The following is a 25,411-nucleotide window of genomic DNA, read 5'->3' on the forward strand; positions in this document are numbered from 1 at the left end:
TTGCCTGATCACCGCCACCGTTCGCCGGGTCAGGGCGTGGTGGGGACGAACTTCACCCGGAACATCTTCGGCCACAGCTTGCCGGTGAGCAGGAATTCGTCGGTACCCGGTACGGCCGCGATGCCGTTGAGCACGTCCGCGCTCCCCCTCTCCTGCGCGCTGAGCAGGCCGGAGGCGTCGACGTGGCCGGTGATCGCGCCGTCCGGCCCGATCCGGAGGATCTCGTCGGTCTGCCAGACGTTCGCGTACACCGAGTCGCCAGCGCACTCCAGTTCGTTGAGCTTATCCCGCGCGACCGACACCGAACCCGTTTCGGCGAAGGTCGCGGGATCGCGGAAGGTGAGCTTGCCCGTCCCGTCGCTCATCACCAGCCGCCCGGAGTCCTGCTGGCAGATGCCCCAGCCCTCCCCGGTGTACGGCACCCGGCGGCGCTCGGTCAGCGTGGCCTTGTCGTACTCGATGGCGAAGCCGTTCTGCCAGGTGAGCTGCCAGACCGAGGCGTCGGTGACCGTGACGCCCTCGCCGAACAGCGGCGACGGCAGCGGGATCTGGGTGACGGGGGGCTGCCCGGGCGGTCCGGCCAGCAACCGCGACTTGCCCGCCAGTCCGGTGCCCTCGTAGAGCGTGCCGCCGTCCAGTTCGAGGCCCTGGGTGAAGGAGCCGGGGTCGTGCGGCAGGGTTTCGAGCACCTGGACGCGCAACTCCTCGGTCGCGGGACTCTCCGTGCTGCCGGCGGCACAGCCGGTCAGCCCGGCGACGACGGTCAGCATCAACGCGGCGGGAGTACGCACCTGCCCAGCTTCCCACGAAGCCGTGCGGCATCATGGACCCATGACGCTGTTGCTGACCTTCGACGACGGTTCCGTGCGGGAGTCCCTGGTCGAAGCCGTCGAGCTGGCTCGATCGGCCGCCGAGCGGGATGCCGGGGCCGAGCAGGTGGGGGCGCACGCCGGCGTCGAGCGTGAGGACGCCGTGTCCATCACCCACCTGTTCGAGGCCCACGTGCCCGGTTACCGAGGCTGGCGATGGTCGGTCACGGTGGCCACCGCGGGCCCCGGCGAACCGGTGACGGTGAGCGAGGTCGTGCTGCGCCCCGGTCCCGAAGCGCTGACCGCGCCCACCTGGATCCCGTGGGAGCGCCGTGTCCGCGCCGGTGACCTCGGCGTCGGCGACATCTTCCCGGCCGACGAGAACGACCCCCGGCTCGCGCCGGGTTACCTGGCCTCCGACGACCCGGCGGTGGAAGAGGTCGCCACCGAGATCGGCCTCGGCCGGGTGCACGTGCTCTCGCGCTACGGCCGCGAGGACGCCGCCACGCGCTGGCACAGCGGTGAGTTCGGCCCCCGCTCGGACATGGCGCGCAGTGCGCCCGGCTCCTGCGGCACCTGTGGTTTCTTCCTGCCGCTCGCCGGTTCGATGCGGGCCGGCTTCGGGGCCTGCGCGAACGACATCTCGCCGGCGGACGGGCACGTGGTCGACGTGGCCTACGGCTGCGGGGCGCATTCCGAGATCCGCGTCGAGGTGACCTCTTCGATCCCGGTGGCCGAGCTGGTCTACGACGATTCGATGCTGGACACCGCTCCGGCAGAGGAAGAGAATCGCGCGAGTGACACTTCCGAGTGATCCCTTCGGCACCGAGAGCATTCGCACCCCCGTACTGACGGCCTGGCGAGATTCGCCGACGAGGTTCACCGAGGACACCAACACCGAGCGCGACCTGCGCGTCGGCGGTTACCGGGACCGGCTGTTCGTCGAACTCGCGCAGAACGCCGCCGACGCGGCGAAGCTGGGCGGCGGGCCGGGCACCCTCCGGGTGTCCATTGTGGACGGCGAACTGCGGGTGGCGAACACCGGCGCCCCGCTGGACGCGGCCGGCGTGGCCTCACTGGCCTCGTTGCGCGCGTCCGCGAAGGGCGAGGGCCTGGTCGGCCGGTTCGGCGTCGGGTTCGCCGCCGTGCTCGCGGTGACCGACGAGCCGCGAGTGGTCTCGACCTCCGGCGGTGTGCGGTTCTCGGCGGCGCGGACCAGGGCCGAGTCGGGACGGGACGGCGAGGTGCCGGTGCTCCGGCTGCCGTGGCCGACCGAGGCGGACGAGCCGCCGCTGCCCTCGGGCTTCGACACCGAGGTCCGGCTGCCGTTGCGGTCCGATGTGGACGGTCGAGGGCTGCTGGCCGAGCTGGACTCCGCCGCCGAGGACCTGCTGCTCGCGCTGCCCTGGCTGAACCGGGTGGACGTGGACGGCCGGGTGTGGCTGCGCTCCGAGGTGGCCGGGGCGCTGGTGATCACCGCGCCGGACGGCAGGACCCGGCGCTGGCTGAGCCACGGCTCGCTGGACATCGACTGTGTCTGGGCGGTGCAGGTGCTCGCCTCGGGCGAGCCGATCCGGCTGGAGTCGAGCGTGCTGCACGCGCCGACGCCCACCGACGAACGCCTGTCCCTGCCCGCCCGGCTGATCATGACCATTCCGATCGAGCCGTCGCGGCGCCGGGTGCTGCCCGGCCCCGGCGTGCGGGCCGCGCTGGCGGCCGCGGCCGCCGCGTACCCGGGTCTGGTGCGGAAGCTGCACCCGGAGTACCGCCCGGCACTGGTGCCCGCCGCCACCTTCCCACTGTCCGAAGTGGACACCACGCTGCGGGAGCTGATCACCGAACGGCTGCGTGCGGACGCCTGGCTGCCCGCCGCCGACGGTGACGACCTGACCGGCGGCCGGGGCAAGGTGCTCACCGCCGAATCGCCGAAGCTGGTCAAGCTGCTGGCCGAGGCGATTCCCGGGCTGATCTCGCTGTCCGGGCCGCGGGTGCAGCGCGACCTCGCGCCGGTCGGTGTGGAGCCGATCAGCATCGCGCAGGTGATCGAGCAGATCACCGGCATCTCGCGCGATCCGGCCTGGTGGCGCGAGCTGTACGACCAGCTCCTGCCGTTGCTGGAGGCGCATTCGGTCTCCGCCGGCGAACTCGGCGGGCTGCCGGTGCCGCTGGTCGACGGCCGCACGCTGCCGGGTCCGCGTGGCTCCCTGCTCTTCGGCGCCGCCGACGATCTGCTGGAACTGCTCGCCGAGGCCGGGATCGGCGGCCTGCGCCTGGTCCACCCCGACGCCGCGCACCCGCTGCTGGAACGTCTCGGCGCCAAGCAGGCCGAGGCACGCGACCTGCTGGAGTCACCGGCCCTGCGTGAGGCCGTCGATCGCGGTGCCGAGGGTTCGGACGTGGTCCCGCTGGCCGGGGCCGTGCTGCGGCTGGCCTACGAAGCGCCGGTCGACTGGCTGGGTTCGCTCGTGCTGCCGACCGAACGCGGCTGGCGGCGCGCCGACGAACTCGTGCTGCCGACCTCGCCGCTGCTGAAGATCTTCGACCCGGACGCGATCGGCGAGGACGCCCCGCTGGACGTGCTCGACGCCGACTTCGCCGAGGACTGGCCCGCCGACGTGCTCGCCGGTGCGGGCGTGCTGGACACCTTCGTGCTGCAAGAAGACGAAGACGAGCCGGAGGTCCGCGACCTCGATCTGGTCGCCGACGACCGCTGGCCCGACGCGCTGCGCCTGCTCGCCGCGCGGCCGAACACCTGGCGCGTGCTGTCCGACCCGGCCAGCCGGACCGCGCGCTGGCTCGCCGTGCACGCCGAACTGGCCGGGCGCGCGCCGGCCGAATGGCGCATGCCGGACGCGACCACGCTGGCCGGGCTGTACGACCCGGTGCCGGACGTCGGCCTGCCCGACGAGGTGCTGATCGCCGCCGGGGTGCGCACCTCATTGGCGATCACCGACCCCGACGACGTGGCCGAGCTGATGGACCGGCTCGCGGACGACGCGCGCGAGGTTTCGCCGGGGCTCGCGGCGCGGGCGCACACCGTGCTCGCGGACGCCGAGTTCGCCGATGACTACGTGCCTTCGCGTGTGCGCGCACTGGACGGTTCGGTGTGCGACGCCGAGGACGCCGTGGTGCTGGACACCCCGTGGCCGCTGGGTGTGCTGCCCGCCTCGCGGGTGGTCGCCGCGCTACCCGGGGCGGAGCGCGCGGCGCGGCTGGCCGAGCTGCTGGACCTGCCGTTCGCCAGCGAGCGCGTGGTCGAAGTGCGGGTGGACAGCGAAGGCGAGTTCATCCCGTGGCGCGAGCTGGCCGCCGTGGTGGTGGTCGCCGATCTGCTCGGGCTGGAGCTGCCGGACGGCGGGGTGCGCATCCACGAGGAGCTGACCGTGGCGTACGGCGACAGCTCGGTCGCGGTGCCGTGGTGGTCGGACGGCGAGCTGCACGCCGCCGACACGTCGGAAGGCCTGGCGCGAGCACTGGCCTGGGCGATGAACCGCTGGGACGACCGGCACACCATCACCGCCTTCCTCGACGAGCCGACGGCGGAGAGCCTGCACGCTTAGTGATGGCAACCACCTAGTGTCCTGAGTCGTTAGTTCGTGTGCAGGCGTAGGGTTCGGTGGCATGCCGAACCCGAAGCTGCCCGAGTTGGTGTTGTCCGAGGACGAGGCGGGCATGTTGCGGTGCTGGACGCGGCGCCGGAAGACGGCGCAGGCGCTGGCCTTGCGGGCCCGGATTGTGTTGCGGTGCGCCGAAGGTGGCTCGAACAGCGAGATCGCCGCGGAGTTGGGGATTACGCGGGCGACGGTGGCGAAGTGGCGGTCGCGGTTCGTGACCGACCGGCTGGATGGGTTGCTGGACGAGGCACGTCCTGGGCGTCCGCGCACGATCACCGATGAGCAGGTCGAGGCAGTGATCACCGCGACACTGGAGTCGGCGCCCGCGAATGCCACGCACTGGTCGACCCGGTCGATGGCCGCGGAGTCGGGGTTGACCCAGACCGCGGTGACGCGGATCTGGAACGCGTTCGGCCTGCAGCCGCATCGCCGTGAATCATGGAAGTTGTCCAAGGACCCGTTGTTCGTGGACAAGGTCAAAGACGTCGCCGGGCTCTATCTCGCTCCGCCGGAGCGGGCGGTGGTGCTGTGCGTGGACGAGAAGTCCCAGATCCAGGCGCTCAACCGCACCGCTCCGGTTCTGCCGATGCTGCCCGGCACGCCGCAGCGCGCCACGCACGACTACACCCGGCACGGCACCTCCAGCCTGTATGCGGCACTGGACATCACCACCGGCAAGGTCATCGGCCGGCTGCACGCACGCCACCGCGCGATCGAGTTCAAGAAATTCCTGACCGCCATCGACAAAGAAGTGCCCGCCGAACTGGCGGTGCACTTGGTGATGGACAACGTCTCGACCCACAAGACCCCGGTGATCAAACGCTGGCTGGCCAGTCATCCGCGCTTCGTCGTGCACTTCACCCCGACGTCGAGTTCCTGGCTCAACCTCGTCGAACGCTGGTTCTCCGAACTCACGACCAAGAAACTCCAACGCGCGAGCCACACCAGCGTCCGCGCACTCAACCGCGACATCCGCGCCTGGATCGAAACCTGGAACGACGACCCACGACCCTACGTCTGGACCAAAACCGCCGACCAGATCCTCGACTCCATCGCACGCTACTGCACACGAATTAACAACTCAGGACACTAGGGCGCGGCGAGGATTCGGCGGACGGTGTCCATGCCGAGCGTGAGGACCTCGGCGCCACGCCGTCGCATGTCGGCCTCGAAGCGGGTCACGGCTTCGGTGAGGCTGGTCGCGGTGCCGAGGTGGTTGAGCAGTCCGGCGGCATCGCGGATGGCCGCGCCCGCGCCTTGGCCCGCGGTGGGCGGCGTCGCGTGCACGGCGTCGCCGAGTGCGGTGAGCGGGCCCGCGGTCCACGGCGCGAGGTCGTCGGCATTGGTCGAGGCGGCGTGGAACCGGAACCCCGCCACGCTGTCCGGCGCGGCACGTTCGACAACCTCCAGCAGCTGCCCGGCCCACTCCCGCTCGCGGAAGCGGTCGAGCAGCGCGTCCCGCAGCTGTTCCCCGCGCAGCTCCCGCAGCGGCTCGGTTTCCGCGGATTCGGCGAGCATGACACCCCAGATGTAGGTGGGCCCGGTGGTCACCGACATCCGCAGTTCGGGCGCGTCGAGGGCGGCATTGCCGACGGGATCGAGGAAACCGACGTAGAGCGCGGAAGCCCGCGGGCCGATGGCGAAGCCGGAACGCCGCCCCAGCCGCTCCTGCCCGGCGGGGCTGAGGTCGTGCCGCCGGGTGCGGCCGGAGAAGCCGATGAGGCCGGTCGGCTGGTTGGTCGGGCCGCCCGCCAACTGCCTGGCGATCACCGAATGCGTGCCGTCCGCGCCGACCACCAGCTCCGCCGTGGTGGACGTGCCGTCGGTGAAGCTCACGTGGCCGGGACCGGCACCGGCCACGGTCTGTCCTAAGTGGAGGTCGGTGCCGACGGCCTCGGCCAGCAGCTTGCGCAGGGTGATGCGGTCGACGTCGACGCTCGAGCTGTCGCCCAGGTCCGGTCCGTGCCCGAGCACGCGGCCGTGGTGGTCCCAGAACACGTCGCGCTCGCGCAGCCGCAGCGCCGATCCCGACGCCAGCAGCCGCCGCACGATCTCCGGTTCCACCAGGGTTCGCAGCGCCGACTGCGCCCGTTCGTCCAGGGTGATGTGGTAGCCGCCGGTCGCGGTCACGTCGGTGTCGCGGTCGTACACCGCGACCTCGTACCCCCGGCGGCGCAGCCCCGCCCCCAGCGCGAGTCCGCCGATCCCGCCACCGACCACCACGACCTTGCCTGTGTTGTGCATGAACGCGACTCTGGCAGCGGTAGTGGACATCGAATGGCCACGACTTGGGCAGGATGGGGCGATGGCGAGTACCTCACACCGCGCGTTGCGGCTGCTGTCCCTGCTCGCGTCGCGACGGCAGTGGCCGCTGCCCGAACTCGCCGACCGGCTCGGTGTCAGCACCCGCACCACCCGCCGTGACATCGAGACCCTGCGCGACCTCGGCTACCGGATCACCACCGTCCACGGTCCCGACGGTGGTTACCGGCTCGGCGCCGGGCACACCCTGCCGCCGCTGCTGTTCGACCACGACCAGGCCCTCGCGGTCGCGGTGGCGTTGCAGACCGCGCCGACCACCACCTTCGGCCTCGACCACGACGCCGCCCGCGCACTGTCCACATTGCACCAGGTCATGCCCGCCGAACTCCGGGCCGCGATGGAGTCCCTGCGCCTGACCCGGCTGCGGAACTACTGGGAGTTCCCCGCGCCACCCATCGACCCGGCCGCGCTCACCGCCGTCGGCACCGCCGCGCGACACCGGCAGGTCCTCGTCACCGAAACCCTGCGGCCCGACGGCACCCGGCCCGACCCCGGCGAAGAGGACTTCCGGCGCGCCCGCGTCGAACCCCACCACCTCGTCGTGTGGGCGGGCCGGTGGTACCTCGTCGCCTACGACCTCGCCGACGAACAGTGGCGGGTGCACCGCGTCGACCGCCTGCACCCGCGGCCGACCACGCAGCGCTTCACCGCCAGGGACCTCCCCGGTGGCAATCTCGCGCACTTCGTCATGAGCAGCCACGACCGCGGCGACACCCTTGAGGTCTGGCCGTGCACCGGCAGCGCCCGGCTCGACCTGCCGGCGGAGGTCGTGGCTCGCTGGGCGCCGGGCGGATCGGTGGTCGAGCACCTCGATGCCGAGCACAGCCGGCTCACGCTCGGAGCCTGGTCGTGGGCGGGCGTCGCGGGCATTCTCGCCACCTTCGACGCCGATCTCACCGACCTCGAACCGCCGGACCTCGCCGAGGCGTGCCGGCACCTCGCGCGACGGTTGACCGGTGCTACGCGCCCCGCTGAGCCGACTTCGAGCCGCGGCGGAAGGCGGCCCGCTGCCAGGTCATGATGCCGAGGCCGATGAAGCCGAGGCCGACCCCGGCCACGCAGGTCCACAGCCACACGTCCGAACCGGTGCCGTTGAGCAGCTTGAGCACGAGCAGGACGAGGAAGGCCAGCGCCCACAGCCCGGTGCCGGCGACCACCACGGGCCAGAGCGCGATCCAGCGCTCCGGAAGCTCCGGAGTGTGCTGAAACTTGCTCTTTACCGCCCCGGAATTGATCGATTCGGCCACGTCAGGCAGGGTACCCCGCGTCGGCATCACAGCGGAGGCAGGGAAACCCCGGGATGAAGCAAAAGATCGATGGCTTCTTCAAGATCAGCGAACGCGGTTCCACGCCTGGGCGTGAGGTCCGCGGCGGGATCGTCACCTTCGTCACGATGGCCTACATCGTGGTGCTGAACCCGCTGATCCTCGGCAGCTTCTCCGCCGACGACGCCGGGGCGCACAAGGACGCGTTCGGCAACATCCTCCCGGTCGGCCAGGTCGCCGCGGTGACCGCGCTGGTGGCCGGGGTGATGACCATCCTGTTCGGACTGGTCGCCAACTACCCGTTCGCCATCGCCACCGGCCTCGGGGTGAACTCGCTGGTCGCGGTCACCATCGCGCCGCAGATGAGCTGGCCCGCCGCGATGGGCCTGGTGGTGGTCAACGGCCTGGTGGTGCTGCTGCTGGTGGTCACCGGCGTGCGCACGATGGTGTTCAACGCGGTGCCCGCCGCGCTCAAGGCCGCCATCGCCGTCGGCATCGGCCTGTTCATCTGCCTGATCGGCCTGGTCGACGCCGGTTTTGTGCGCCGGGTGCCGGACGCGGCGAAGACCACCGTGCCGGTCGGCCTCGGCATCGACGGCTCGATCGCCTCCTGGCCGACCGCGGTCTTTGTGTTCGGCCTGGTGTTCACCGGCATCCTGGTGGCGAAGAAGGTGCGCGGCGCCATCCTGATCGGCGTGCTGACCGCGACCGTGGTCTCCATCGCGCTGGAGGCCGTCGTCGGCGCGGGCCCGTCGCAGGGCACCAATCCGCGTGGCTGGAACCTCGGTTACCCGGGCCTGCCGGATCACGTGCTCGGCGTGCCGGACCTGTCCCTGCTCGGTGAGTTCAACTTCGACGCCTGGGTGCAGATCCCGGCGATCACCGCCGCGCTGCTGGTGTTCACCCTGGTGCTGACCGATTTCTTCGACACCATCGGCACGATGACCGGGCTGGGCAAGGAAGCCGGGTTGATCGACAAGGACGGCAAGCTGCCCGGCGTCGGCAAGGCCCTGTTCGTCGACAGCGCGGCGGCCGTCGCCGGGGGAGCGGCCTCGTCCAGCTCCAACACCGTTTTTGTGGAGTCGGCCTCGGGCATCGCTGAGGGCGCGCGGACCGGGCTGGCGAACGTGGTCACCGGCCTGCTGTTCCTGGCCGCCATGTTCCTCACCCCGTTGTACGAGGTGGTCCCGGTGGAAGCGGCCGCACCCGCGCTGGTGATCGTCGGCGCGCTGATGATCCGGCAGGTCACCGAGATCGACTTCAGTGACTTCTCCATCGCGCTGCCCGCGTTCCTGACCATCGTGGTGATGCCGTTCACCTACTCGATCGCCAACGGCATCGGCGCCGGTTTTGTCAGCTACGTGCTGATCCAGCTGGCCACCGGCAAGGCCCGCCGGGTGCACCCGCTGATGTGGGTGGTCGCGGTGGCGTTCGTGATCTACTTCGCGATCGGGCCGATCCGGGCGGCGCTGGGCTGAGCACCAGCCATCGCGGTCCGTCGATCGTGAGGTATGCTAACTATATGCCCGACAGTGTGCAGGACCGCTCGCTCGCGAGCAGGCTGCGGCTGTCCGTCGTCCGGTTGAACCGGCGGCTGCGGGCACAGAGCGCGACCGAGACCATCTCGCTCACCCAGATCTCGGCGCTGTCCACGCTGCACAAGTGCGGGGCACTGACCCCGGGGCAGCTGGCGGCCAAGGAGGGCGTGCAGCCCCCGTCGATGACCAGGGTGATCGCGGCGCTGGAGGAGCTGGGGTACGTCGAACGGCGGCCGCACCCCACCGATGGCAGGCAGGCCATCGTGGAGTTGTCGGCGACCGGGGTGGCCTACATCCAGCAGACCATCTCCGTGCGGGAGGCCTGGCTGGACGCGCAGTTGGCGGAGTTGAGCGGCGAGGAGCGCGAAGTGCTCTCCCGAGCCGCCGAGATCATCGACAGGATGGCGGGGAACTAACAGCGGTGCCGAGAAACCTGGGTAGCGAAGCCGAGTCCACTCCCACGACGACAGCTACCCGGGAATCGGTACCCGTTCCCGCCGAGCGCCCGCGCAGAGCCGGCACGTTCAGCTCGCTGAAGGTCCGCAACTACCGGCTGTTCTTCAGCGGCCAGGTGATCTCCAACATCGGCACCTGGATGCAGCGCATCGCGCAGGACTGGCTGGTGTTCACCCTCAGCGGCAACGACCCGGTGGCCCTTGGCATCGCGGTCGGCCTGCAGTTCACCCCGATCCTGTTCCTCTCGCTGTGGGCCGGCGTGCTCGCCGACCGGGCGGACAAGCGCAAGCTGCTGCTCGGCCTGCAGATCGTGGCCGGCTCGCAGGCGCTGGTGCTCGGCGTGCTGGACATCACCGGCGTGGTCGAGATGTGGCACGTGTTTGTGCTGTGCTTCGTGCTCGGCTGCGTGGCCGCGATGGAGGTGCCGACCAGGCAGTCGTTCGTGGCCGAGATGGTCGGCCGTGAGCAGGTGGCGAACGCGGTCGCGCTGAACTCCACCATCTTCAACATGGCGCGGATCGTCGGCCCGGCCATCGCCGGTTTTGTGATCGTCTGGGTGGGCACCGGCTGGCTGTTCCTGGCGAACGCGGTGAGCACGCTGGCCGTTTTGGCCGGGCTGCTGCTGATGAACCCGGACAAGCTCTTCCGCGGGCCGCGGGTGGAACGCGCGAAGGGGCAGCTGCGCGAGGGCCTGAGCTACGTGCGGCGCCGCGCCGACCTGATGACCGTGATGGTGCTGGTGTTCTTCGTCAGCACCTTCGGCATCACCTTCTTCACCTCGCTGGCGATCGTGGCCGCCAACGTGTTCGGCACCGAGGCCGACGGTTACGGCCTGCTGTCCACGCTGCTCGCCGTCGGCACCTTCACCGGCGCGCTGATGTCGGCCAGGCGGGGGTCACGGGGCCGCCCGCGTGTGCGGGTGCTGCTGCTGTCCGCGCTCGCGCTGGGGTTGCTGGAGGTCGCCACCGGGTACATGCCGACCTATCTCGCCTTCGGCATCGCGCTGATCCCGCTCGGCTACGCCACCATCACCTTTCTGAACACGGCGAACGCGCTGGTGCAGACCGCGGTCAGCCCGCAGATGCGCGGCCGCGTGATGGGGCTGTACGTGCTGGTGCTGGTCGGCGGCAACCCGATCGGCGCGCCGATGACCGGCTGGCTGGCCGAGGCCTTCGGCGGGCGGTCGCCGTTTGTCATCGGTGGTGCGGTTTCGGCGCTGGCCGCGCTGGTGTGCGCGGTGATCCTGGTGCGCCGTGGCGGGGTCAGCCTGCCTCGCCGCCGGTTCCCCGGCCTGCGCGTGCTCGACCGGCGCGCTTAGCGAACGCGTAGCGCCTCGCTGCACGCTCCTCCCGAAGTCGAAGAACTGGGAGGAAACATGCAGCTCAACAAGTTCGGCCGGGCGATCGCGCTGGCCGCCGCGCTGGTGTTCGCCGGGACCACCGGCGCGGCGACGGCGTCAGCGTCGGTGTCGGCCGAGCCGGTCGACCTGTACAGCGAGGTCACCGCCGCGGACATCGCCGACCCGACCGCGCTGCTCGGGCCGGAGGACACCGGCTTCGAAGCCGCGCAGACCGCCAACGGCGCGATCAACTGGTTCAGGAACCGCAACGGCAGCACCGCCTACCAGGGCTACTGCGAGCGCGCCGTGCGACTGGCCTGGAACCGCAAGACCCACCACGCCAGCGCGATCGCCCACTGGCGCTCCTCCGACGGCGCCCGGCACACCACCGGCACCCCGCCGCGCGGCGCCTTCGTCTTCTGGAACATCTCGAAGTATGGACACGTCGGCCTTGCCGATGGAAATGGTGGAGTGTGGGCGACCAGCGTGAACGGCAAGATCGGCCACGCCAAGCAGCACTACTTCGGCAACTACCTCGGCTGGAAGCGCGGCAACAGCAACTGACCCCTTGCGTCGACCTATGAGGTTAGGCTAACCTCATACATGTCCGCTTCGTGGTGGGAGCGGCAGTCAGTTCGGGAACGGACGAGGCCTCGCAACCGGGCACCCCGGGAGCGGGGCCTCGTTCATGTCCGGGGTACCCGATCCAGCTCGACGCCGAATCGAGTCCGGTATTCGGCCAGGATCGTGGCGTCGTCCGCCAGTGCCTCCTCGGTCCGCTCACCGTCGACGGTGCTGATCAGCCGATCACCGGAAAGCGTGAACCGCCCGGCGTCGGTGCGCAAGGAGCAGCTCGGTTTCCTGGTGAACGACGACTCCGGCGAGGTTGTCGTCCAGTAGCAGCTCGGCCCCAGGTCGGCCAGGCGCAGCGGCAGCGGGTCGGCGCGGTAGGCGGGCGAGCCGTCGTGGTGCACCTCGAACTGCCCGGTCGGCAGCTCGGTCACGGTGAACACGCCGTCCTCGTCGGGCTGCTCGCCGGGATCGGTCAGCCGCAGCGGCTGCCGCGCGAACCGGCCGAAGCCGACATCCACCAGCCACGGCTCGTCCAGGTCCACGCGCAGCGCCAGGTGCGCCAGCTTCGGGTACAGCTCGCCGTTCTCGCGGAAGGTGGCCGCGCCGAGCATGGTCACGTCGAAGCCGAGGTCGCGCAGCAGCAGCGCGAAGGCGCCGTTCAGCTCGTAGCAGATGCCGCCGCGGTGCCGGTGCACGATTTTGTCCACAACGGACTCTTCGGTCAGCGCGATCGGCACGCCGAGATGGATGTCGAGATTCTCGAAGGGCACCTTCGCCAGGTGCGTGCGCTGCAGCAGGCGCAGGCCGTCGAGATCAGCGGCGGGCCGCTCGCTCAGGCCGAGGCGGTTCAGGTAGGCGTCCATGACCTCAGCCTGCACCTTCGACCGCGGTGGAGGTCAAAAAACGGGGCCCTCCCGGTGTGGGAGAGCCCCGTGGGTCGAGCGGTGGGTCAGCCCAGCAGCAGGCCGTTGCCGCCGGCGACGGCGTTGTCGAACCGCTTGCTGATCTCGGCCCAGTTGAAGATGTTCCACAGCGCCTTGACGTAGTCCGGCTTCACGTTCTTGTAGTCCAGGTAGAACGCGTGCTCCCAGACGTCGACCAGCAGGATCGGCGTGGTCGGCAGGATCAGGTTGTTGTGGTGGTCACGCAGCTGCTGGGTGATCAGCGTCTTGCCGATCGGGTCCCAGGAGAGCGCGCCCCAGCCGTTGCCCTGGATGGTGGTGGACACCGCGGTGAACTGGGCCTTGAACTTGTCGAACGAGCCGAAGGCCTCGTCGATCGCGGCCGCCAGCTCGCCGGTCGGCTTGTCGCCGCCTTCCGGCGACAGGATCTTCCACCACACCACGTGGTTGGCGTGCCCGGCCAGGTTGAAGGCCAGGGTGGTCTCGAGTCCGACGATGGAACCGAAGTCGTTGGCCTCACGGGCGGCCTCGAGCTTGTCCAGCGTGTCGTTCGCGCCCTTGACGTAGGTCGCGTGGTGCTTGCTGTGGTGCAGCTCGTTGATCTCGCCGGAGATGTGCGGGGCGAGGGCGCCGTAGTCGTAGTCGAGGTCGGGAAGCTCGTAGCGGGCCATCGGCCCTCCTTCTTCTTGTTCGACGCAGGTTTCTTGCGCTGTCAAACCTAGTGCCTTTCACCAGGTCCGGGCGAGCTGGGGCCGCCGGCTGGGACAACGCCGCTCCGGTGGCGGTACCCGGGGTACCACCACCGCAAACCCAGCGTGCTACCTCCAGCTTGGTGGAGGTCAACGCGGTGTGATCAGGCCGACTCCAGGCCGGTGACTTCGGCGAGGTCGGCGAGCACCGCGATGTTCAGCTCGAAGGCCATCAGCGTCTCGTCGATGATCCGGCGGCGTTCGTCCACGCCCCACGGCGCCGCGTCGAGCAGCGCGCGGTAGCGCTTGCGGAAGGCGCTCGGGCTGCCCGCGCTCTCGAAGTCGTAGAACAACGCGCCCGGCCCGGTGACGTCGTAGGTCTTCTTCAGCAGCGCGCGCACCACCTGGCCACCGGCGAGGTCGCCGAGGTAGCGCGTGTAGTGGTGGGCCACGTAGCCACCGGCCCAGCCGGTCATCCGGCCCAGCCGGGCGACGTAGGCGGTGGTCGCCGGGACCGGCTCGATCTTCTCGGCCCAGTTCTCGCCGAGCAGGAAGGTCAGATCGGCTTCGAGCGCGGGTAGGCGGCGCAGCTCGTCGATGACGAAGTCACCACCGACCGGGTCGCCCGCCATGGCGTCGGTGACCTGCTCCAGCGCGCGGTAGATGAAGTAGTACTGGGCCGCGAGCAGGCCGTAGCCCTCCAGCGTGAGGGAGCCGCTGAGCAGGGCGTCCATGTAGCTGGAGTGGTGTGCGCGCTCGTGCACGGCCTTGGTCGAGTTGCGGAGGGATTCGGAGAACGGGCGCAGGGCCAGTTCCTCGGTCACCGGTGCAGCCATGGGACGCGCCCTCCAGACTTTCTGACAACCTGTCAGAAAGAGCGTAAGCGATATCCGCGACTTAGGCTACCCTTATTTGCCGGTTTTCACCCCGACCGCGCGCAGGATGAACCGGACCGCCCCGGCGATCGCGGCGTCCAGCTGCTCGGCGGGCACGTCGATGATCTGGCGGCTGGCCAGCGCGGAGGTGATCATCGGGATGAGCAGGTCGGGGTCCTCCTCCGGCAGCCGCCCGGCCGCCATGCCGTCGGTGAGAATGGTGCGCAGGCGCTGGGTGATCGGGTCGGCGTGCGCGGCGATGCGCCGGTAGGAGGCCGGGCCGAGCGTGGTGGCCAGCGCGCCACCGGGCGGCAGGTGGTACTCGGCCAGCGCGCGCAACTGCAACCGGACGAACACGGCCAGCTGGTCCACCGGGTCGGCGGCCGCGTCGACCGCGGCCTCCAGCCGTCGCACGTACTGGGCCGCCTCCTCCTCGACGAAGGCGACGAGCAGGCTCTCCTTGTCCGGGAAGTGGTTGTACATCGCGGTGCGGCCCAGCTCGGCCTCGGCGGCCACCCCGGCCAGCGTGATCGCGTCGAACCCGCGCTCGTAGAGCTGGTTGCGCAGGGCGGTGAACACCCGCTCGCGGACCTGCTCGCGATGCGCGTTCAGCGAACCGCCGATGATCTTGGGCATCCGCACCTCCCGGGAAGGTGCGATTCTATCCCGCCCGCGGCCGCCGGCGCCGCTCTCGGCGAGGCACCGGGGCCCGGTGTCAGGCGCGGCTATTCGACGGGCCAGTTGTGGACCGGCTCGTTGCTCTGGGCCAGTTCGAGGTAGCGCGCCAGCATGCTCGCCAGTGCCGACTCGCGGTCGGCGCCCCGCTCCTGCGCCAGTCGCACGGTGTCCCGCTGCCAGCGGGCGCCGGTGCGCCGGGTCAGGCAGCGCTGCTCGATCACCCCGAGGTAGCGCTCTCTGGCCACATCGGACACTTCGGACTGCCGCAGCCCGTCGTGCGCGAGCGGGAGCAGGATGCGCAGCACCAGTTCATCCGGCGGGATCCAGCCGATGCCCGGCCAGTACAACTGCGCGTCGAAGCCGTTGCGCGCGCCGGCGTAGAGGTTCTCTTCGGCGGCCTGGAAGGACATCTGGGTCCAGATCGGGCGTTCCGCCTCGGCCAGCGCGCGCTGGGCGCCGTAGAAGAACGCCGCGTTGGCCATCGTGTCGAGCACCGTCGGCCCGGCGGGCAGCACCCGGTTTTCCACCCGCAGATGGGGTTTTCCGTCCACCACGTCGTACACCGGCCGGTTCCAGCGCCACACCGTGCCGTTGTGCAGGCGCAGTTCGGTCAGCTTCGGCGCCTGCCCGGCCTCCAGTGCCTCAACCGGATCCTCGGCGTCCGTTTCCGGTAGCAGGCCGGGAAAGTAGCGGACGTTCTCCTCGAACAGGTCGAAGATCGAGGTGATCCAGCGCTCGCCGAACCAGACCCGCGGCCGCACGCCCTGGTTCTTCAGCTCCTCCGGCCGGGTGTCGGTGGCCTGCAGGAACAACGGGATCCGCGTTTCGTGCCAGAGCGCTTTGCCCAGCAGGAACGGCGAATTCGCGCCGAGCGCCACCTGCACCCCGGCCAGGCACTGGGCGGCGTTCCAGTGCGGGGCGAACTCCTCCGGCGCGACCTGCAGGTGCAACTGGACCGAGGTGCACGCGGCCTCGGGCAGGATCGATTCGGCATAGCTGCGCAGGCGTTCGGCCTTCTGTCCCGGCAGTGCCGCGCCCTCCATCGACAGCACGGTCTGCTCGCCGCGCGCGGCGAAGATCTGGTCGTTCAGCAAGGAATAACGCGCGTTCGGCGTGAGCCACTTCTGATCGAAGTGCTCGTGGCCGAGGGTCGGCAGGATGCCGATCGGCGCCACGTGCGAATGCTTCTCACGGGCCTTGGCGCCGGCCCGGTCGAGATAGGAGCGCAGCTCGTCTTCCAGTTCCAGCGCGGAATCCCCGGCGAGCGGGCGGGGCGGCACGTTCAGCTCGATGTTGTGCTGCCCCAGTTCGGTGGTGAACGACGGATCGTCCAGCGCCTCCAGCACCGCGGCGTTCGTCATCGACGGCCGCATCTTCTCGTCCACCAGGTTCAGCTCGACCTCGAGCCCGATGTGCTTGCGGGGAAAGGAAAAACTCCCATCCGAGAGCATCCGGGCGAGGGTGTCGAGACAGCGCTGCACCTTTCTTCGGTAACGCCCCCGGTCGCGGGGGTTGAACGGGTCCGCTGACACGTCCTTGCCCATGGCCCATCCCTGTTCGTTCCGGCCGAGGCCGCCCCTGCGCGCCTTGGCGTTTGCCAGCCCGGCGGACAACCGTTACACAGCCCATGCAGATGAGCTAGGCCCAAACTGGTGCTGTGAGTTACCTTTCCTTAACTATCCGCGATAATCATCCGTTTGTACTAGTGCGCCCGAGTCGTTCGGCCCACCGGCCGGTGGGATGACCGGATGGCAGACTCGCCGGGTGGCCCACACCATTCACCTCCATGACCCGGCTGATCCCCGGTTGAACGACTTCCGAAACCTCTCCACCGCGGATCGGCGCCCGGATCGTCCCGGCGGGCGCGGTTTTGTCATCGCCGAGGGCACGGTGGTGGTGCGGCGACTGCTGGAATCGCCTTATCCCGTGCGGGCTCTGCTCGGTGTCGAGCGGCGGATCGAGGAACTGGGCGAAGAACTCGCCCCGGTGGACGTGCCTGCCTACGTCACTCCCGCGCAGACGATGGCCGACGTGGTCGGCTTCCACCTCAACCGCGGCGTGCTCGCGGTCGCCGACCGCGCACCACAACCCGACGCGCGTGAACTGATCGCGCAGGCTCGGACACTGGCGGTGCTCGAAGGCGTCGGTGATCACGAAAACCTGGGTTCGTTGTTCCGCAACGCCGCCGCGCTCGGCATCGACGGCGTGCTGCTCGGGCCGGGCTGCGCCGATCCGCTGTACCGGCGCAGCGTCCGAGTGTCGATGGGCAACGTGCTGCGCGTGCCGTTCGCGCGGCTGGAGCCGTGGCCGGACGGCCTCGGCCTGCTGCGAGAACACGGTTACCGCGTGGCCGCGCTGACGCCGCGTCCCGGTTCGGTCGACCTCCGCGAACTGCGGGCCTCGGAGCTGGAGCGGGTGGCCGTGCTGGTCGGCTCGGAAGGGCCGGGGCTGACCGAAGAAGCGCTGGCCGCGGCCGATCTCGCGGTCCGGATCCCGATGGCGGACGGTGTCGACTCGCTCAACGTGGCCACCGCCGCGGCCGTCGCGTTCTACGAACTCGGTGGCGCTCGGTAGGTTTGTGCCGGACGGCACAACGAGCGGGAGGCTGGCGAGAGTGGAACTGCGGGTCCGCGGTGAGCGCGCGGTGCTCGGTGAGGAGGTCGATCCGCACAACGTGGCGATCGGCGCGGACCTCGCCGACGCGTTGCACGAGTGGGCCAGGGTCGCCGCCGCCGTCCGCCGCGCCAACGGCGATCGCGAAGCCGCCGCCGTGGTCTCGCAGCGCGGCCGTCAGTTGGCCGGCCGGGTCGCCGAGGTGATGGGCACGCCGGTCTACTACGTCGACCCGGTGACCGACGCGGGTTCGGTGGTGCCTCCTCCGGAAGCCCTAGTGCGGCACGCGCGGGAGAAGCGACCCGAGGAACCGACCCCGTGGGCGACCGGGCTGACCGTGGCCGCCTTTGTCGGGGTGGTGGTTTTCGTCGCGATGCTGGCGCTGGCGCGGACCCTGGCCGCGGAGACGAGCGGCTTGCTGGCCTTCGTCGCGGCGGTCCTGGTCTCGGCCGGGCTGGCCCCTTCGCTGTGGCTGGGGCGGAAGCTGCCGATCCTGCGCTGGGTCGTCCTGGGCGCGGCGGCGGGCATCGCCTTCTCGTGGATCGGCGTGCTGGCCGTGGTTTTCGCCTAGTCGCTGTCGTCGCTGTCGTCCTGGTCGTTCCTGCTGTCCTGGACGTGGTTGATCAGGTCCCGGATGCCGCCGGTGTAGCCGCCGCCCACTGGGCCTTCTTCGTCGGCGGGATCCAGTGGTTCATCGCTGTGCTCAGGCTCGGTCATGCGCCCATAATCGCTCGATGACCGACCAAGCGCTCGCGAAGCTCCGCCGGCTCTGCCTCGCGCTGCCGGAGACCACGGAACGGCTCAGCCACGGCGAGCCGACCTGGTTCGTGCGGGACAAGAAGGTCTTCGTCACCTACTCCGACCACCACCACGACGACCGGCTCGGGTTCTGGTGCGCGGCCCCGCCCGGGGTGCAGGAGGAACTCGTCGAGGCCGAGCCGGACCGGTTCTTCCGCCCGCCCTACGTGGGCCACCGCGGCTGGCTCGGGGTCTACCTCGACGTGGAGGTGGACTGGACCGAACTGGCCGCGGTGGTCACCGAGGCGTACAAGCAGATCGCGCCGAAAACCCTGGTCGCGAAGCTGGGTTAGCCCACCCGCCAGCCCGCCACCGCCCTCAACGGAACGCTTCGCGCCGTTCTTACCCGCGAGAGGAACGGACCCCGAGCAGGACGTCCTCCCACGCGGGCACCGCCGGGTGGCCCTTCTTCTTCTTGGCCGGGCGCGGCGCGGCCTTGGCGGCCTCCACCTGCTCCTCGACCCCGGGCAGCGCCAGCCCGCCATCCGCGGTGGCGGTGGCCACCTCCTCGGCGACCTCGGCCACCGGCGCCTCGACCACGGTCTCCTCGACGACCTCCGGCGCGGGCGGCTCCTCCACCGGAGCCGCCGCCGACGGCCTGCCGAGCGCGTCCACCGCCCGCAGCGAGCGGTAGGCGTTCGGGTCCATCAGCGCCTGGGCGTTCTCGTCCAGCGCGGAGACGGTGCCACCGTGCGCACCCGGCGCGAAGCACCAGTGCGCGCGGTTGTCCGAGCGGCCGGTCTGCCAGTTCAGGCCGACCACCCACTTGCCGTCCTCGCCCTTCCACGAGTCCCAGCTGGCGTTGGTGTAGTCCTGGCCGAACACGCCGAACGCGTAGGCCACCACCTCACCGAGCGTCTGCACGTCCGGGCCGTCCTCGCGGACGGGGTGCGCGGCCTGGGCCATCTCCGCGGTGCGCGAGCGCTCCAGCAGCACGGGATAGGCGAACCGCTCCACGCGCGCCACCGGGATGCCCCCGCTGTTGGCTACCTGCTCGACGGACTCCCCGGCTCGGATCCTGGCCTGGATCTCGCGTGGACGCATCTGGCTCTCCAGCTCGATTTCGATCTGCCCCAGTCGCGTGATGTCGCCGCGGGCGGCCGCCCGCAGTCGCTCGTCGGCGGGCAGCAGGAAGCGCTCACCGCGGGCCGTGTCTTCGCACACGATGGACCGGCCGTCCTCGTGCAACCCGACCACCCTCAGCGCTCGCATCTTCCTCGCCTCCCCGCTGCTCTCCACTCCGTCAACCCACGGCCGAATCCGAATCCGCACGAGGAACACTCGTGTGGGTGTCCAGGCTACTTCGGCGCGTCGGCTTGACGCGGTAGGCGCGCCGATGCTTGACGCATCTGTTCACTTCTTTCGATGATCTTGCCCGAAGACCGCCCGCGAACCGCGCCGACACGCGGAGTGATCGTTCATCTCGATTCCGGTAACCAAACCCCGGCGACCAGGCCGCCGGACTCGGCGGGCTGGGCGTAGACGCTGCCGTCGTGCGCCTGGGCCACCGAACGCACGATGGACAGGCCGAGCCCGGCGCCCTTCGCGCCGCTGGTGCGCTCGTGGTCGAGCCGCCGGAACGGTTCGAACAACCCGGGAATGGCGTCGGCGCGGATCACCGGGCCGGTGTTCTGCACGGTCAGCGCCGGGTTGCGGCCGACACGGACGTGCACCGTGCCGCCGGGCCGGTTGTAGCGGATGGCGTTCTCCACCAGGTTCGTGACCAGGCGTTCGAGCAGCACCGGATCACCGGCCACGGTCCGCTCGGCCAGGTCGGTGCTCACCTCGACCTCGTGCTCGGCGGCCAGCGGGGCGAGCGCGCGCACCACGTTCGCGGCGACCTCGGCGAGTTGCACCGGCACCCGGCTCGGCAGTCCGCGATCGCTGCGGGCCAGCGTGAGCAGGCCCTCGATCATGCGCTCGCTGCGCTCGTTGGTGTGCAGCAGGTGCTCGCCGAGCCGCCGCACCTGCGGGGTGACCTCCGGATCGGCCAGCGCCACCTCGATCAGCGTGCGCTGCACGGCCAGCGGGGTGCGCAGCTCGTGCGAGGCGTTGGCGACGAACCGCCGCTGGCTGTCGAACGAGCCGGCCAGCCGGTCGAGCATGCGGTCGAAGGTGTCGGCCAGTTCCTTCAGCTCGTCGGACGGGCCGTCCAGGTTGATCCGGCGGTCCAGGTTCTCCGCGCCGAGCTTGCGCGCGGCCGAGGTGACCTCGTGCACCGGCCGCAGCACCCGGCTCGCGGTCAGCCAGCCCAGCAGCACGGCCAGCCCGGCGGCGATGACCAGCGCGATACCCGACTGCAGCAGCAGGTTGGACAGGGTCGAGCTGCGGTACTCGTCGAGCGAGGTGGTGACCACCTCGATCGTGGGCGTGGTCGGGTACACCTGCGTGTCGGCCGGGCCCGCGGGCACCGCCGCGCCCGCCGGTGCGCGGGCCGCCACGGCGGCGGAGGCAAACGGTTGCGTGGCCGGGAGCGTGGTGCTGACCAGCAGGTAGTTGATCAGCAGCAGGACGATCCCGGTGACCAGGAACAGCCCGCCGTAGAGCGCGGTCAGCTTGGTCCGGACGGACAGGCGCAGCCCCTTCACGAGCCGAACCGGTAACCGGCGCCGGGCACCGTCTCGATCAGCCCCGGCGCGCCGAGCTTGCGCCGCAGGGTCATCACCGCGACCCGCACCGCGTTGGTGAACGGGTCGGCGTGCTCGTCCCACGCCTTCTCCAGCAGTTCCTCGGCGCTGACCACGGCGCCTTCGGCCCGCATGAGCACTTCGAGCACGGCGAACTCCTTCGGTGACAACGGCAGGAACCGCCCGTCCCTGGCGGCCTGGTGGCGGGGCAGGTCCAGCACCACACCACCGGCTTCGAGCACCGGCGGCAGCGCGGGCCTGGCCCGCCGCGACAGCGCCTGCACGCGCGCCACCAGCTCGGCGAAGGCGAACGGCTTGGTCAGGTAGTCGTCGGCACCGAGGCCGAGCCCGGTGACCCGGTCCTCCACCTCGGCCGCGGCGGTCAGCATCAGCACCCGCGCCACCCCGCCGCTGCCCAGCACCGCACGGCACACCTCGTCGCCGTGCACCACCGGCAGGTCCCGGTCGAGCACCACCACGTCGTAGGCGTGCACGCCGATCCGTTCCAGCGCCTGTCCGCCGTCGTAACAGACGTCGACCGCCATGGACAGCCTGCGCAGTCCTTCGGCGACGGAGTCCGCCAGCAGCCGTTCGTCCTCGACGACGAGCACCCGCACCAAGGCCTCCCTCTTCCCCTCGTCCGCACAGTTTCCTTCAAGAGGGGATAAGGGGGAGATAAGCGACTTCGCTTAACGGGCGCAGATCACCTGATCCGTAGAACTTCGGCCACCGGGCGGGGTCGTTCGTCGGGGGCGGCCCCGCCCTCCGCACCCGAGGAGGAGATGGCATGAGGTTCAGGTACGGACTGGTGCTCGTGGCGGCGGCGTTCTCGCTGACCGCCTGCGGGGGTGGCGACGACCCCGGCGGTGACGGGGTCGCCAGCCTCAACGGCTCGAACGGGCAGAGCAGCCAGGCACCCGCGGCGGCCGACGACGAGTTCACCCAGGACGAGCAGCTCGCCTTCGCCCGCTGCATGCGGGAGAACGGCATCGACATGCCGGACCCGGTGGACGGCAAGATCGTCCTCGAGGCCGGTGGTGGGGCCGAGGACATGGCGAAGGCGGAGAAGGCGAACGAGGCCTGCCGCCATCTGCTGCCCAACGGCGGGGTGCCCCAGCCGCCGACACCGGAAGAGCTGGACAACATGCGCAAGATGGCGCAGTGCTTCCGTGACAACGGCATCGACGTGCCGGACCCGGACCCGCAGAACCCCGGCATGGCCCTGCCGGACATCGATCCGCAGGACCCGAAGACGCAGAAGGCGATGGAAGCGTGTGCCGGTGACGGGATGCCCGCCATGCGCGCGGTCCCGGCGAAGTGAGCGAATCCGTGACCGAGATCGAACAGGTGCGCCGCTCCCGGCGCACGCGGTGGCTGCTGGCGGCGCTGGCCGGGGTGGCGGTGCTCGGCACCGGGGCGACCGTGGTGGTGGCCAGGGTGGCCGCCGGCTCCGCCGACGAGGGTCCGCCCGCCGCGGCGCCGGTGGAAACGGCCGAGGTGACCAGGACCGACCTCGCCGAGCAGGAGACCATGGACGGCACGCTCGGCTACGGCGCCGAGCGTGAGATCGCCGGGCGCAAACCGGGCACGATCACCTGGCTGCCCAGTGCCGGTGACGTCGTCGACCGCGGCAAGCCGGTGTACAAAGTGGACGACAAACCGGTGCCGTTGTTCTACGGCTCGATCCCGTTCTACCGGGATCTCGGCGAAGGCGCGGGCAACGGCCCGGACGTGAAGGTGCTCGAGGAGAACCTGCGCGACCTGGGCTTCGGAGGTTTCGGCAAACCGGACGAGAAGTTCACCGCGGCCACCGCGACCGCCGTCCGCAAGTGGCAGAAGTCGTTGAAGCTGGAGGAAACCGGCACGCTCACGCCCGCCGACGTGGTGGTGGACACCGGTTCGCTGCGGGTCGGCACGGTCAGCGCGAAGCTCGGCGGGGAGGGCACCGGTCCGCTGCTCAAGGGAACCGGTACCGAGCGCGTGGTCACCGTGGAGGTCGAGGTGGCCAAGCAGGGCCTGCTCAAGGTGGGCGACAAGGTGGACCTGTCGATCGCCGGTGGCAAGCAGGTCAAGGGCACCGTCACGGCCGTCGGCAACGAGGTCGAATCCGACTCCGGTGAGGAAGGCGCTCCCGGTGGTCAGGACAAGCCGAAGGTGGCCGTCACGGTGAAGCCGGACGATCCGGCGACCGCGGGCTTCGATTCGGCACCGGTCGAGGTGGTGGTCACCACCGGGCAGCGCGAAGGTGTGCTGGCGGTGCCGGTCGGGGCGTTGCTCGCGCTCGCCGAGGGCGGTTACGCGGTGGAGGTCGTCGAAGGTGCGCAACGGCGTCTGGTGGCGGTCGATCCCGGGTTGTTCGCGGGCGGTCGGGTCGAGGTCACCGGCGACGGGCTGGCCGAAGGCAACAAGGTGGTGACCACCTCATGAGCCCGGTGCTCACCGTGCACGCCGCCGGACGCACCTATCCCGGTGGCGTGCGCGCACTCCGTGAAGTCTCATTGTCCATTGAGGACGGTGAGATGGTGGCCATCGCCGGGCCGTCCGGCTCCGGCAAGTCCACCCTGCTGCAGCTGATGGGCACGCTGGACCGGCCGACCACCGGCCGGGTCGAGGTGGGCGGGCTGGACGTGGCCGAGCTGTCGGACCGGCAGCTCTCCGCGTTGCGCTCGCGCTGGATCGGCTTTGTCTTCCAGCAGTTCTTCCTCAACGACGGGGTGTCCGCCGTGGACAACGTGGCCACCGGGCTGCTGTACGCGGGCGTGCCGCGGCGGCAGCGCAAGGAGCGGGCGCTGGCCGCGCTCGACCGCGTCCACCTCGCGCACCGCGCCGGGCACCTGCCGAGCGAGCTGTCCGGCGGGGAACGGCAGCGCGTGGCCATCGCCAGGGCGGTGGTCAACCGCCCGATGATCCTGCTCGCCGACGAGCCGACCGGGAACCTGGACACCGAGAACGGCGCGTCGGTGCTGCGGTTGCTCGCCGAGCTGAGCGGTGACGGCACCACCGTCGTGCTGATCACGCACGACCGCGACATCGCGGCCGCCGCGCCACGCCGGATCGACGTGCTCGACGGCACCATCCGGCTCGACACCGGCACCCCGGTCGGAGTGCTGCGGTGAAGCCGCCGCCACCCGCCCGGCTCGGTCCGGTGGACCTGCTCTCGCTCGGCTCGCACGGAATGCGCACGCGGCCGTTGCGCGCGGTGCTCTCCGCGCTGGGCATCGCGATCGGCATCGCCGCGATGGTCTCCGTGCTGGCGATCCCGGAGTCCAGCGCCAAGGCGCTGCAGGACCAGCTGGCCGCGCTGGGCACCAACCTGCTGCGCGCGGAACCCGGGCAGACCCTGTTCGGCGAGGACGCCGTGCTGCCCGACACCGCCGTGCCGATGGCCGAGCGGATCGGCCCGGTGGAGGCGGCCGCGGCCACCGGAAACACCGGGGAAACGGTGCGCCGCAACGACAAGGTGCCCGAATCCGAGACCTCCGGGCTGTCCGTGCTGGCGGCGAACCCGGACCTGCTCGGCCTGCTGGAGGGCAGCCTGAAGGCGGGGGAGTTCCTGGGTGCGGCCAACAGCGACTACCCGGTGGTGGTGCTCGGTTCGGTCGCCGCCACGCGGCTCGGGATCGACCGGGTGGACGCCCAGCACCGGCCGCAGGTGTGGATCGGTGACAAGTGGTTCACCGTGATCGGCGTTCTCGACCCGATGCCGCTGGCCACCGAGATCGAGCGCGCGGCGCTGGTCGGCTGGCCCGCCGCGCAGCGCCACCTCGGTTTCGACGGCCACCCCAGCACGGTGTACGTGCGAGCCGAAGAGTCGCGTTTGGACAGTGTGCGCCAGGTGCTGGCGGCCACGCTGAACCCGGCGCACCCGGAGGAGGTCAAGGTGAGCAGGCCGTCGGACGCGATCGAGGCGCAGCGGCTCACCGAGAACACCTACAGCGCGCTGTTCCTCGGCCTCGGCGGGGTCGCGCTGCTCGTCGGCGGGGTCGGGGTGGCCAACACCATGGTGATCTCGGTGCTCGAACGCCGCCGGGAGATCGGCCTGCGGCGGGCGCTCGGGGCCACCCGCGGGCAGGTGCGCGGGCAGTTCCTCACCGAGTCGATGCTGTTGTCCGGGCTCGGTGGTGCCTGCGGGGTGCTGCTCGGCGTGCTGGCGACCGCCGGGTACTCGCTGAGCCAGGACTGGCCCGCGGTGCTGCCGGTGCCCGCGTTGCTCGGCGGGGTCGGGGTGGCCGCCGTGGTCGGCGCGGTGGCCGGGGCCTATCCCGCGATGCGGGCGGCGCGCCTGCCACCCACGCAGGCCCTGGCCTGACCGT

General features: G+C 70.7%; 27 protein-coding genes. 15 read left to right on the plus strand and 12 right to left on the minus strand.

The window, feature by feature from the left end:
• Positions 1–29 precede the first annotated feature (29 nt).
• Positions 30–791: a glutaminyl-peptide cyclotransferase gene (locus tag YIM_RS03630; protein WP_370468953.1), complete on the minus strand. Its 762-nt coding sequence runs from the start codon at positions 789–791 to the stop codon at positions 30–32.
• A 40-nt stretch (positions 792–831) separates the two neighbouring features.
• On the opposite strand from YIM_RS03630, the gene YIM_RS03635 reads away from it, so the two are divergent.
• The 3 genes from YIM_RS03635 to YIM_RS03645 all read left to right on the plus strand — a co-directional run bounded on the left by YIM_RS03635 (position 832) and on the right by YIM_RS03645 (position 5,516).
• Positions 832–1,623 (plus strand): DUF3027 domain-containing protein, encoded by a 792-nt coding sequence (locus tag YIM_RS03635; RefSeq protein WP_153028977.1) that lies wholly within the window; start codon positions 832–834, stop codon positions 1,621–1,623.
• Positions 1,607–4,369, plus strand: a complete 2,763-nt coding sequence (locus YIM_RS03640; protein ID WP_153028978.1) for a sacsin N-terminal ATP-binding-like domain-containing protein — start codon at positions 1,607–1,609, stop codon at positions 4,367–4,369. The genes YIM_RS03635 and YIM_RS03640 overlap by 17 nt, the downstream gene beginning before the upstream one ends.
• A gap of 61 nt (positions 4,370–4,430) precedes the next feature.
• Positions 4,431–5,516, plus strand: coding sequence for an IS630 family transposase (locus YIM_RS03645; RefSeq protein WP_153028979.1), 1,086 nt, complete (start codon positions 4,431–4,433; stop codon positions 5,514–5,516).
• Here the strand turns inward: YIM_RS03645 and YIM_RS03650 are convergent.
• The gene (locus YIM_RS03650) at positions 5,513–6,667 is read right to left on the minus strand and encodes an NAD(P)/FAD-dependent oxidoreductase (RefSeq protein ID WP_228004535.1); all 1,155 of its coding nucleotides are present in this window, start codon (positions 6,665–6,667) and stop codon (positions 5,513–5,515) included. The two genes, YIM_RS03645 and YIM_RS03650, sit on opposite strands and share 4 nt — an antisense overlap.
• 61 nt (positions 6,668–6,728) lie before the next feature.
• On the opposite strand from YIM_RS03650, the gene YIM_RS03655 reads away from it, so the two are divergent.
• Positions 6,729–7,766, plus strand: coding sequence for a YafY family protein (locus tag YIM_RS03655; RefSeq protein ID WP_153028981.1), 1,038 nt, complete (start codon positions 6,729–6,731; stop codon positions 7,764–7,766).
• On the opposite strand, the gene YIM_RS03660 is transcribed toward YIM_RS03655, so the two are convergent.
• The gene (locus YIM_RS03660) at positions 7,705–7,992 is read right to left on the minus strand and encodes a DUF2530 domain-containing protein (protein WP_228004536.1); all 288 of its coding nucleotides are present in this window, start codon (positions 7,990–7,992) and stop codon (positions 7,705–7,707) included. The two genes, YIM_RS03655 and YIM_RS03660, sit on opposite strands and share 62 nt — an antisense overlap.
• Positions 7,993–8,045: 53 nt before the next feature.
• Here YIM_RS03660 and YIM_RS03665 point away from each other — a divergent pair, with 53 nt between their 5' ends.
• From YIM_RS03665 to YIM_RS03680, 4 genes are read left to right on the plus strand one after another with little or no spacing between them, the layout of a single operon-like run.
• A complete protein-coding gene (locus tag YIM_RS03665; protein ID WP_153028983.1) occupies positions 8,046–9,488 on the plus strand; it encodes an NCS2 family permease in 1,443 nt (480 codons plus the stop codon).
• A gap of 44 nt (positions 9,489–9,532) precedes the next feature.
• Positions 9,533–9,964, plus strand: coding sequence for a MarR family winged helix-turn-helix transcriptional regulator (locus YIM_RS03670; protein WP_153028984.1), 432 nt, complete (start codon positions 9,533–9,535; stop codon positions 9,962–9,964).
• A 5-nt stretch (positions 9,965–9,969) separates the two neighbouring features.
• Complete coding sequence (locus YIM_RS03675) at positions 9,970–11,322, plus strand: MFS transporter (RefSeq protein ID WP_194240033.1); 1,353 nt, start codon at positions 9,970–9,972, stop codon at positions 11,320–11,322.
• Positions 11,323–11,379: 57 nt separating this feature from the next.
• A complete protein-coding gene (locus YIM_RS03680) occupies positions 11,380–11,907 on the plus strand; it encodes a hypothetical protein (protein WP_153028985.1) in 528 nt (175 codons plus the stop codon).
• Positions 11,908–12,029: 122 nt separating this feature from the next.
• On the opposite strand, the gene YIM_RS03685 is transcribed toward YIM_RS03680, so the two are convergent.
• The 5 genes from YIM_RS03685 to YIM_RS03705 form a co-directional block, all read right to left on the minus strand.
• Positions 12,030–12,779, minus strand: coding sequence for an arylamine N-acetyltransferase (locus YIM_RS03685; RefSeq protein ID WP_153028986.1), 750 nt, complete (start codon positions 12,777–12,779; stop codon positions 12,030–12,032).
• Positions 12,780–12,865: 86 nt separating this feature from the next.
• Entirely contained in the window at positions 12,866–13,489 is a 624-nt protein-coding gene (locus tag YIM_RS03690; RefSeq protein WP_113694714.1) for a superoxide dismutase, read from the minus strand.
• 182 nt (positions 13,490–13,671) lie between these two features.
• Entirely contained in the window at positions 13,672–14,343 is a 672-nt protein-coding gene (locus tag YIM_RS03695; protein WP_153028987.1) for a heme oxygenase (biliverdin-producing), read from the minus strand.
• A gap of 72 nt (positions 14,344–14,415) precedes the next feature.
• The gene (locus YIM_RS03700) at positions 14,416–15,018 is read right to left on the minus strand and encodes a TetR/AcrR family transcriptional regulator (RefSeq protein ID WP_153028988.1); all 603 of its coding nucleotides are present in this window, start codon (positions 15,016–15,018) and stop codon (positions 14,416–14,418) included.
• An 89-nt stretch (positions 15,019–15,107) separates the two neighbouring features.
• A complete protein-coding gene (locus YIM_RS03705) occupies positions 15,108–16,604 on the minus strand; it encodes a glutamate-cysteine ligase family protein (protein WP_153028989.1) in 1,497 nt (498 codons plus the stop codon).
• A 196-nt stretch (positions 16,605–16,800) separates the two neighbouring features.
• Here YIM_RS03705 and YIM_RS03710 point away from each other — a divergent pair, with 196 nt between their 5' ends.
• Both YIM_RS03710 and YIM_RS03715 read left to right on the plus strand, forming a co-directional pair.
• Entirely contained in the window at positions 16,801–17,634 is an 834-nt protein-coding gene (locus YIM_RS03710) for an RNA methyltransferase (RefSeq protein WP_153028990.1), read from the plus strand.
• A 40-nt stretch (positions 17,635–17,674) separates the two neighbouring features.
• Positions 17,675–18,244: a DUF2537 domain-containing protein gene (locus YIM_RS03715; protein WP_153028991.1), complete on the plus strand. Its 570-nt coding sequence runs from the start codon at positions 17,675–17,677 to the stop codon at positions 18,242–18,244.
• On the opposite strand, the gene YIM_RS03720 is transcribed toward YIM_RS03715, so the two are convergent.
• Positions 18,241–18,390: a hypothetical protein gene (locus tag YIM_RS03720; RefSeq protein WP_153028992.1), complete on the minus strand. Its 150-nt coding sequence runs from the start codon at positions 18,388–18,390 to the stop codon at positions 18,241–18,243. The genes YIM_RS03715 and YIM_RS03720 overlap by 4 nt on opposite strands.
• Positions 18,391–18,407: 17 nt before the next feature.
• Here YIM_RS03720 and YIM_RS03725 point away from each other — a divergent pair, with 17 nt between their 5' ends.
• Positions 18,408–18,764: an MmcQ/YjbR family DNA-binding protein gene (locus tag YIM_RS03725; RefSeq protein ID WP_153028993.1), complete on the plus strand. Its 357-nt coding sequence runs from the start codon at positions 18,408–18,410 to the stop codon at positions 18,762–18,764.
• Between the two features lie 49 nt (positions 18,765–18,813).
• Here the strand turns inward: YIM_RS03725 and sepH are convergent, their stop codons facing one another.
• From sepH to YIM_RS03740, 3 genes are all read right to left on the minus strand, one after another.
• Positions 18,814–19,683 carry a septation protein SepH gene (sepH, locus tag YIM_RS03730; RefSeq protein WP_153028994.1) on the minus strand — a complete coding sequence of 290 codons (870 nt, stop codon included), beginning with the start codon at positions 19,681–19,683 and terminating at the stop codon, positions 18,814–18,816.
• Between the two features lie 206 nt (positions 19,684–19,889).
• Positions 19,890–21,059: a cell wall metabolism sensor histidine kinase WalK gene (locus YIM_RS03735; RefSeq protein WP_153028995.1), complete on the minus strand. Its 1,170-nt coding sequence runs from the start codon at positions 21,057–21,059 to the stop codon at positions 19,890–19,892.
• Complete coding sequence (locus YIM_RS03740) at positions 21,056–21,715, minus strand: response regulator transcription factor (RefSeq protein ID WP_153028996.1); 660 nt, start codon at positions 21,713–21,715, stop codon at positions 21,056–21,058. The genes YIM_RS03735 and YIM_RS03740 overlap by 4 nt, the downstream gene beginning before the upstream one ends.
• 170 nt (positions 21,716–21,885) lie before the next feature.
• Between YIM_RS03740 and YIM_RS03745 the strand changes: the two genes are divergently transcribed.
• Genes YIM_RS03745 through YIM_RS03760 form a run of 4 tightly spaced genes read left to right on the plus strand, consistent with a single transcriptional unit; the run spans position 21,886 to position 25,407 of the window.
• Positions 21,886–22,419 carry a hypothetical protein gene (locus tag YIM_RS03745; RefSeq protein WP_153028997.1) on the plus strand — a complete coding sequence of 178 codons (534 nt, stop codon included), beginning with the start codon at positions 21,886–21,888 and terminating at the stop codon, positions 22,417–22,419.
• A gap of 8 nt (positions 22,420–22,427) precedes the next feature.
• Positions 22,428–23,525, plus strand: coding sequence for a peptidoglycan-binding protein (locus YIM_RS03750; RefSeq protein WP_153028998.1), 1,098 nt, complete (start codon positions 22,428–22,430; stop codon positions 23,523–23,525).
• A complete protein-coding gene (locus tag YIM_RS03755; RefSeq protein WP_153028999.1) occupies positions 23,522–24,214 on the plus strand; it encodes an ABC transporter ATP-binding protein in 693 nt (230 codons plus the stop codon). The genes YIM_RS03750 and YIM_RS03755 overlap by 4 nt, the downstream gene beginning before the upstream one ends.
• A 59-nt stretch (positions 24,215–24,273) precedes the next feature.
• Positions 24,274–25,407 (plus strand): ABC transporter permease, encoded by a 1,134-nt coding sequence (locus YIM_RS03760; RefSeq protein ID WP_153036768.1) that lies wholly within the window; start codon positions 24,274–24,276, stop codon positions 25,405–25,407.
• Positions 25,408–25,411 lie beyond the last annotated feature (4 nt).

Origin of the sequence: Amycolatopsis sp. YIM 10, assembly GCF_009429145.1 — a bacterium.
Classification (GTDB): domain Bacteria; phylum Actinomycetota; class Actinomycetes; order Mycobacteriales; family Pseudonocardiaceae; genus Amycolatopsis.

Excerpts from the sequence above, each read along its gene's own strand:
- YIM_RS03635 (WP_153028977.1), top strand. The coding sequence starts at position 832 with ATGACGCTGTTGCTGACCTTCGACGACGGTTCCGTGCGGGAGTCCCTG.
- YIM_RS03645 (WP_153028979.1), top strand. The coding sequence starts at position 4,431 with ATGCCGAACCCGAAGCTGCCCGAGTTGGTGTTGTCCGAGGACGAGGCG.
- YIM_RS03650 (WP_228004535.1), bottom strand. The coding sequence starts at position 6,667 with ATGCACAACACAGGCAAGGTCGTGGTGGTCGGTGGCGGGATCGGCGGA.
- YIM_RS03655 (WP_153028981.1), top strand. The coding sequence starts at position 6,729 with ATGGCGAGTACCTCACACCGCGCGTTGCGGCTGCTGTCCCTGCTCGCG.
- YIM_RS03665 (WP_153028983.1), top strand. The coding sequence starts at position 8,046 with ATGAAGCAAAAGATCGATGGCTTCTTCAAGATCAGCGAACGCGGTTCC.
- YIM_RS03670 (WP_153028984.1), top strand. The coding sequence starts at position 9,533 with ATGCCCGACAGTGTGCAGGACCGCTCGCTCGCGAGCAGGCTGCGGCTG.
- YIM_RS03680 (WP_153028985.1), top strand. The coding sequence starts at position 11,380 with ATGCAGCTCAACAAGTTCGGCCGGGCGATCGCGCTGGCCGCCGCGCTG.
- YIM_RS03685 (WP_153028986.1), bottom strand. The coding sequence starts at position 12,779 with ATGGACGCCTACCTGAACCGCCTCGGCCTGAGCGAGCGGCCCGCCGCT.
- YIM_RS03690 (WP_113694714.1), bottom strand. The coding sequence starts at position 13,489 with ATGGCCCGCTACGAGCTTCCCGACCTCGACTACGACTACGGCGCCCTC.
- YIM_RS03695 (WP_153028987.1), bottom strand. The coding sequence starts at position 14,343 with ATGGCTGCACCGGTGACCGAGGAACTGGCCCTGCGCCCGTTCTCCGAA.
- YIM_RS03700 (WP_153028988.1), bottom strand. The coding sequence starts at position 15,018 with ATGCCCAAGATCATCGGCGGTTCGCTGAACGCGCATCGCGAGCAGGTC.
- YIM_RS03705 (WP_153028989.1), bottom strand. The coding sequence starts at position 16,604 with ATGGGCAAGGACGTGTCAGCGGACCCGTTCAACCCCCGCGACCGGGGG.
- YIM_RS03710 (WP_153028990.1), top strand. The coding sequence starts at position 16,801 with ATGACCGGATGGCAGACTCGCCGGGTGGCCCACACCATTCACCTCCAT.
- YIM_RS03720 (WP_153028992.1), bottom strand. The coding sequence starts at position 18,390 with ATGACCGAGCCTGAGCACAGCGATGAACCACTGGATCCCGCCGACGAA.
- YIM_RS03725 (WP_153028993.1), top strand. The coding sequence starts at position 18,408 with ATGACCGACCAAGCGCTCGCGAAGCTCCGCCGGCTCTGCCTCGCGCTG.
- sepH (WP_153028994.1), bottom strand. The coding sequence starts at position 19,683 with ATGCGAGCGCTGAGGGTGGTCGGGTTGCACGAGGACGGCCGGTCCATC.
- YIM_RS03745 (WP_153028997.1), top strand. The coding sequence starts at position 21,886 with ATGAGGTTCAGGTACGGACTGGTGCTCGTGGCGGCGGCGTTCTCGCTG.
- YIM_RS03755 (WP_153028999.1), top strand. The coding sequence starts at position 23,522 with ATGAGCCCGGTGCTCACCGTGCACGCCGCCGGACGCACCTATCCCGGT.
- YIM_RS03760 (WP_153036768.1), top strand. The coding sequence starts at position 24,274 with ATGCGCACGCGGCCGTTGCGCGCGGTGCTCTCCGCGCTGGGCATCGCG.